The sequence below is a fragment of the Paenibacillus sp. A3 genome (genome assembly GCF_001399685.1).
In the GTDB taxonomy this organism is placed as follows: Bacteria; Bacillota; Bacilli; order Paenibacillales; family NBRC-103111; genus Paenibacillus_G.
This window is the reverse complement of the sequence record NZ_JTHN01000040.1, coordinates 46,446-52,868: the sequence shown is the minus strand read 5'-3', so window position 1 is coordinate 52,868 and position 6,423 is coordinate 46,446. Positions and strand designations below refer to the sequence as shown.

The window sequence follows — 6,423 nt, the reverse complement described above, 5'->3', positions numbered from 1 at the left end:
GCTTGGCGACGCCAAGCCTACGGTGCGACACAGTGACGGCTGTTCCTCCGTTCCAGACCGTTTTGACGCCGTTCATCGTACGGATACCGTTCAGAATGATCCCCACCGGCTCGTCCCCGTCAAACGCGACAAAGGAATAGTCCGCCGACAAGCTTTCGGCCACCATTCGCGCCAAGAATGCATCGACCGTCATGACGATCTGGACATAGTAATCCTCGAATCCTTTGTTCCATACCTCTACCGCTTGATTCAACGTACATTCGGACAGCCGCTTCACCGAAAGCTCCATTGCCATTCCCCCATTACGTATGACTTAGGCGGAACATCACGTTCCCCTCTCTACTCCCTAGATTCTCACACCGCTCCCTGAATTGCAAGATGCTGGAATTCTCTTTTCCTGTAAGGGAACAGCGGAGCGCTTTCCCGCGTCTAAACCATGTGCGCACAACATATCAATGCATAGGAGACCACGCATGAAAAGATTTATCCTAAGTATCGCTATCCTTCTGGGTATCGTTTTCCTTCTGCTCTTGCTGATCGCAAACAAGCTATCCGACATCACAGTGACCGGGCAGCCGGAAGCCAAAATCCATTATGAAAACAAAGTGATTGTCCTGCTGTACCATGACGTCCAAGAACCGGATGCGGCCGGCATGCCCCGCCTCTTGACGGTCACGCCAAACCAGTTCGATGCTCATCTCAAGGCCCTGAAAGATCACGGTTATCAGATCATCGGCATGGAAGACTACGTCCGCTTCGCCCGGCAAGGAAAACCAGTTCCCCCGAATGCCGTCGTCCTCACCTTCGATGACGGATACGAATCGTTTTATACCCGCGCGTACCCGATTCTGCAAAAGCACAGCGTCCCCGCATCCAATTTCGTGATCGGAGCGCCGTCGGATACGAACGATCCCAAAAAGGGACAGTATTTGACGTGGAGCCAGATGCGCGAGCTGATCCGGGCCGGGCATGGCATTTACAGCCATACCTACGATTCGCACCGCATGGTCGATACTGCGCCGAAAGGCCCGCAGCAGCCGGCTCTCACGCATCCCGTCTATCTGGCTCAAATGAAACGGGCAGAATCGGCCGAAGAATTCCGCAAGCGAATTCTCAGCGATTTGACCTTCATGAACGAGCGGCTCCGCACCGAGCTTGGCGACCGTTCGAAGTTGCTCGCTTTTCCGTACGGGGCGTACGATAGAGAAACGCTGCAAGCGGCGGATGAAGCAGGCATCGAGCTGCTGTTCACCACCCGCGAAGGCATTAATACCGCCGCAGATCGGCTGGTGCACCGGATCGACGCAGGCGAGCCGTATATAACCGCGGACGCCTTGATCGCAACGATAAGCAAGTACCACAAAATGAATGATAACAATCTTTAAAAATATGGAGGATGTCCGGAAGCCGGCAGTAAAAGTCTTAACCTTGCCGGCGCTGGCACATTCGCTTTTATTAAAGCTTCCCCGTGTTTTGAACGGCGGTCATGACGGAATCGATAAGGTAAGTTTTGACCGTCATGACACGTTCCCCTCTCTGCCCCCCTTGATTCTCATTTGAACATTTGAACCGCCCGCCGCTTTCGTTCGCCTATATCACGTGCGCACACCACATCAAGCTTAGGAGGCACGCATGAGAAGGCTTATCCCGGGCATCGCCTTTCTGCTGCTCTTGCTGACCGGGGTCACGCTGACCGGACACACGCTGCAGTCGGAGGTCGAAGTCCATTATCAAAATAAAGTTATCGTTCTGCTGTACCATGACGTCCAAGAGCCGGAAGCCGCCGGTTTTCCGCAGCCGTCGACGGTTACGACCGTCCAACTCGACGCTCATCTGCAAGCGCTGAAGGGCCACGGCTACCAGATCATCGGCATGGAAGACTACGTCCGCTTCGCCCTACAAGGAAAATCCGTTCCCGCCAACGCCGTCGTCCTCACCTTCGATGACGGGTACGAGTCGTTCTATACCCGCGCGTATCCGATTCTGCAAAAGCACGGCGTTCCCGCATCCAACTTTATGATCGGAGCGCTATCGGATACGTATCATCCCGACGCGGAGCCGCATCTGACGTGGGACCAAATGCGGGAGCTGGTACGGGCGGGATACGGCATTTACAGCCATACCTACGATTCGCACCGCATGCTCCATACCGCTCCCAGCGGCCAGCCGCAGCCAGCGCTCACCCATCCCGCCTATCTAACCCAGCGGAAGCGGGCCGAAGCGACCGAAGAGTACCGCAGGCGGATTCGCAGCGACTTGACGTTTATGAACGAGCGGCTCCGCGCCGAGCTTGGCAATCATTCGAAGTTGCTTGCTTTTCCGTACGGGGCGTACAATGAAGAGACGCTGCAAGCGGCGGAGGAAGCAGGCATCGGGCTGCTGTTTACGATTCGCGAAGGCATCAATACCGCCGCGGACCGGCTGGTATACCGGATCAATGCGGGCGAGCCGTACATGACGGCGGACGCCTTGATCGCGACGATACGCAAGTATCATTAAAGAAAACTCAAAATTTTTTGCGGAATCAATGAACCGGAGCCCCGTTTCGTTCGCCTATAAGGTAGAGGAAGTCAGGAAGGTGACGTAAATGGATCAGGAAAAGCTATATATGAAGCAGTGCAGGAACGGAGATAAAGAAGCTTTTTTCAAGCTGATCGAGCCGTTGTTAAGCCGCGTCTACAGCACGTCGGCCGCGATACTGCGTTCCTCGCATCTGGCGGAGGATGCGGTACAGAATGCGTTGCTCGAGGCGTATCAAGCCATTATGAACGGCAAAAATATCCGCAATTTCAAGAGCTGGTTCAATCATTTGACCGCCTGCCGCGCGCTCGATCTGGCCAGGCAGCGTTCGAAATTGGCCAGCCGGACCGGCGATCTGGAGGAGATTGAAGTCCCGGACGAGCACGCCTCCCCGATCGACGCGCTCATCCGCAAGGAAGCGGGCCATGAGCTGCTGGAATCGGTGATGTCGCTGGACATCAACCACCGGACGGTCGTTATTTTGTACTATTACCAAGAACTGTCTCTTGACGAAATCGCCAATGTGCTTAGCGTGAAGAAGGGCACGATCAAATCGCGGCTGCACGCCGCCCGCTTGAAATTGAACGAAAAAATGATGCAACCTAATCCAAAGCAGGTGATGGAATGTTGAAATCGGTACGCGATAAACAAGTCAAAGAAGAGCTCACCCAATCGCTTCAAGAGCTTCCGGTCCCGGCATCGCTGCTTCAATTCGCCAAGGACGTTCCGGACATGACGGAATCGATGCCTACAGTCCCGGCCGGCAGGCCGATCCGACGGCGCAGCAGGAAGGCGCGTTTCACCGTCGCCGCAGCCTGTGCCTTGGCCGTAGTCGCTTCGGTCGGCGCGACGCAAGTTTCCCCAACGTTCGCCAATATGGTAAAGGGCCTTCCGGGCTTTTCCGGCGTGTTAGGCTGGCTGGATGAAGTACGGGGCTATGACGGCGTCCGCAATGCGCACTCCTATGGTTATGAACCGACCGAGCCCGTCGTGAAGCAGTTCGGCGACGTCACCATCGGCATCAGCGATGTTTATTTAACCGGCGATAAGCTTTCCTACAAGACGTTCATCAAATCCGACGAAATCAAGAAAAACGCGATCAAACGGGATAACGGCTATTTGGATGTGGACCAGAGAAAAATCACGAATTATACCATCAGTAGCTATGACTTCGAGGAAGCTATCGGTCAAGGCAGCGGGGGCACCATCGAGTCCGTTGACGCAACCAAGGAACCAACCCAAGTCGAAACTTCCGAATTGTCCCTAACGCCGCAGCAAGTCATGGATTTTATAAACAAGAACCCGAAGGAGCTGCGGTTCCGCGTATCCAAGGTTCAACCGGGACAACAAAATTCGGAGTTCTTGTTCGAACTCAGCGTGCCGTTCGATAAGTCGCAATGGCGCGAAGACCTTATTGTTCCGCTTCGTCAGCAGGTTGAGGTGGCCGGGGACTCGGATCTTCCGTCGTTTACCTTGGATCAGATCAAGATTACGCCTACGAATACGCACCTTGATGTGAAGATCCAGCAGGGTGCAAACCATTATTTGGAGTTTAGGCAGACTGGCGATAATGAGAATAAATTGCAACCTTATCTTACCGATGACAAGGGGAACAAATACCCGTTAAAGGTGGATAATGTGCAGAAAATGTATGACAGCCTTGCTCGGCCTGGCGATTGGGACGGCAACAAGATGGAGTTCATGTCTTCGCCTTATTTCGACCCGTCCGTGAAGCGGCTAACCTTGCACCTGAACGGCTTCCAGCTTACCGAAAAAACGCCGAGCGCCTCATTTACGCTCTCGCCCGGCGAGAAGCTGCCGAAAACGGTACGCTTTAAGGATAAACAATTTACGATCGTCGGGACCTCTTATAAAAAGGGTTACCTGTGGCTCAAAATCAAGAAGGATCGTCCGGAAGACGTCCGCTTGGGCGTCCAGTTCGGCATTCCTCGGGACCTCGGGCAAGCATATCAAGAGAAAATAAAAAATACACCGGAATTGAAGGAATTGTACGAACCGCGTCCCGGCGTTGCGTTAATCGACGGGGTGGCGCGGTCCGAGCGGCCGGAGGAAGACTATTTCGAAGCCGGCATCATGACGCCCGAGCAGGACTCTTACGAAATTACGATGCTGCGTAACGCCAACCCGATCCCGCTGAAAAAAGAGATCACGTTTGAAATTAGAAAGTAACAGTTTTAATGTTGCCGATACTCGGCGCCACCACTTTTGTTGAAGCTTCCCCGTGTTTTGAACGCGTTCATGACGGAATCACACCGGCATGATGCGATCAAGACACGGGTGTTTTTTTGGGGAAATAGCAGCATTACGGTTCCATAATAATGGCTACCCATGGATGTTCTCCAGTACCGGCTCTACCTTTTGAATATGGTAAGAGATGCCTTTATGCTATTAAGGAGAATCTTATGCCTACCATTGCCGAACGACTAAAAGATCTACGCGAGCAAAATCAAGTCAAACGAGAGGAACTCGCCCAAGTCCTCGGGGTTTCCGTTCGTTCAATCAGCCATTATGAGTCGGGCAACAGACGGCCGGATTATGAAGGTCTTCTTGCTCTTGCAGATTATTTCAACGTTAGCCTGGATTATCTCGTTGGCCGCTCCAATGATCCAGAGAAGCACTAACGGATGTGAAAAAACCTTGATTCGGGTACGACCAGCTGCGACCCAAACCAAGGTTTTATTTATTTTACCTCGTTATTTATTCGTAATAATAACTGTTTGGGACGAAGGCTCCCACTTCACTTCCGCCCCCAGCGCCTCGCCGATGAAACGGACCGGAACCATCGTATGGCCGTTCACGATCTGCGCCGGCACTTCCAGCGTTTTGGCCGAACCGCCGACCGTGACATTTTTATCGCCGATTTTCAAATACACCGTCGTCGTTCCTTTTTTGGCGGTCACGGACTGTTCCTTTTCGTTCCAATCGATCGTGGCGCCCAGCTTTTCAAAAATCGCCCTTAGCGGCACAAGCGTGCTTCCTTCGACGATAACCGGCGGCTGTTCGAAGCTTTGCGCGGCACCGTCAATGGTTACCTTAATGGCGTCGGTGCCGCCTGTGGACGCTTCGAAACGGAAGGTATCGCTACCGAATACCGGCGTGAAATCAACTGACGTTACGACACTCTCGCTGCTGCCGCCACGCGGATCGGTTTTGGTTTCTTTCAGCAATATGCCGGTTTCTTTGTCGAACCATTGCTCTCTGGCCGGGGCGATCCCCTTTTCCACTCTCTCGATCCCTTCGGCATCCGTGAATTTTCGATTCAATGGCTTGCTTGCACCCGACAGGTGATAGGCGGTCCGGCCAAGGAGCGTTTCTTCTCCTTTAAAAACCGGAGCTTCGTTATATTCTAACAACGCCTTCAGTTCTCGCTTGGACATCTTGGAGAAGCCGTCCCATTCCATCCCGTTCAGCTTTACTTTGCTTGTTTTCCCTTCCGTGATGAAAACTCCGTCGTCTCCGTTGATGATCGAAGTGCTCATCGTTTTGTCGCTTCCGTCATAGTTGACCTCCGATCGGTACCGGGCATTCGGCACATCCTCCCATTGCTTGTATGACACAACCTTGCTCGTTCCATTTTCGATCGTGGACGTCTCCTTCCATTCCAAGTAAAACGGGCTCGGCTTCTTCCCTTCGATTTCCTTGGCGACCTGCTTAAGGGTTAATGCGCCGGTTCCGGCTCCTGCCGGGGCAGCCGTCGCTCCGTAAAGAGGCAGCGCCATGGCAAGCAATGCGAGACCTAGTCCTGCGGACACCCATTTTCGATTGTTCAACATCATCATATCCTCCATCTTTCCATATAGGATTGCGGCGGTGCTGAGATTTCGCCCCGAATCATCGCCACTTGGGCCGGACGAAAACACCTCCTTATCTTAAGGCGAAGCA

The 6,423-nt window shown here is 53.3% G+C and carries 6 protein-coding genes and 1 pseudogene; 5 read left to right on the top strand and 2 right to left on the bottom strand.

The window, feature by feature from the left end; all coding sequences use genetic code 11:
- Positions 1–289, bottom strand: a pseudogene (locus tag QJ48_RS05800) (GNAT family N-acetyltransferase); the annotation flags it as partial.
- Between the two features lie 184 nt (positions 290–473).
- Between QJ48_RS05800 and QJ48_RS05795 the strand changes: the two are divergent.
- The 5 genes from QJ48_RS05795 to QJ48_RS05775 all read left to right on the top strand — a co-directional run bounded on the left by QJ48_RS05795 (position 474) and on the right by QJ48_RS05775 (position 5,162).
- The gene (locus QJ48_RS05795; protein WP_054972698.1) at positions 474–1,385 is read left to right on the top strand and encodes a polysaccharide deacetylase family protein; all 912 of its coding nucleotides are present in this window, start codon (positions 474–476) and stop codon (positions 1,383–1,385) included.
- A 247-nt stretch (positions 1,386–1,632) separates the two neighbouring features.
- Entirely contained in the window at positions 1,633–2,499 is an 867-nt protein-coding gene (locus tag QJ48_RS05790) for a polysaccharide deacetylase family protein (RefSeq protein ID WP_054972697.1), read from the top strand.
- A gap of 88 nt (positions 2,500–2,587) precedes the next feature.
- A complete protein-coding gene (locus QJ48_RS05785; RefSeq protein ID WP_054972696.1) occupies positions 2,588–3,151 on the top strand; it encodes an RNA polymerase sigma factor in 564 nt (187 codons plus the stop codon).
- On the top strand, positions 3,145–4,710 hold the full coding sequence (locus tag QJ48_RS05780; RefSeq protein WP_054972695.1) for a hypothetical protein: 1,566 nt from the start codon (positions 3,145–3,147) through the stop codon (positions 4,708–4,710). The genes QJ48_RS05785 and QJ48_RS05780 overlap by 7 nt, the downstream gene beginning before the upstream one ends.
- A gap of 233 nt (positions 4,711–4,943) precedes the next feature.
- Positions 4,944–5,162 carry a helix-turn-helix domain-containing protein gene (locus QJ48_RS05775; protein ID WP_054972694.1) on the top strand — a complete coding sequence of 73 codons (219 nt, stop codon included), beginning with the start codon at positions 4,944–4,946 and terminating at the stop codon, positions 5,160–5,162.
- A 72-nt stretch (positions 5,163–5,234) separates the two neighbouring features.
- Here QJ48_RS05775 and QJ48_RS05770 read toward each other — a convergent pair whose 3' ends face one another.
- Positions 5,235–6,314 carry a copper amine oxidase N-terminal domain-containing protein gene (locus QJ48_RS05770; RefSeq protein ID WP_054972693.1) on the bottom strand — a complete coding sequence of 360 codons (1,080 nt, stop codon included), beginning with the start codon at positions 6,312–6,314 and terminating at the stop codon, positions 5,235–5,237.
- Between the last annotated feature and the right edge of the window lie 109 nt (positions 6,315–6,423).

What these genes read in the sequence shown, in the direction of transcription:
- QJ48_RS05790 (WP_054972697.1), top strand. Translation starts at nt 1,633, where the DNA reads ATGAGAAGGCTTATCCCGGGCATCGCCTTTCTGCTGCTCTTGCTGACC.
- QJ48_RS05780 (WP_054972695.1), top strand. Translation starts at nt 3,145, where the DNA reads ATGTTGAAATCGGTACGCGATAAACAAGTCAAAGAAGAGCTCACCCAA.
- QJ48_RS05775 (WP_054972694.1), top strand. Translation starts at nt 4,944, where the DNA reads ATGCCTACCATTGCCGAACGACTAAAAGATCTACGCGAGCAAAATCAA.
- QJ48_RS05770 (WP_054972693.1), bottom strand. Translation starts at nt 6,314, where the DNA reads ATGTTGAACAATCGAAAATGGGTGTCCGCAGGACTAGGTCTCGCATTG.
- QJ48_RS05795 (WP_054972698.1), top strand. Translation starts at nt 474, where the DNA reads ATGAAAAGATTTATCCTAAGTATCGCTATCCTTCTGGGTATCGTTTTC.
- QJ48_RS05785 (WP_054972696.1), top strand. Translation starts at nt 2,588, where the DNA reads ATGGATCAGGAAAAGCTATATATGAAGCAGTGCAGGAACGGAGATAAA.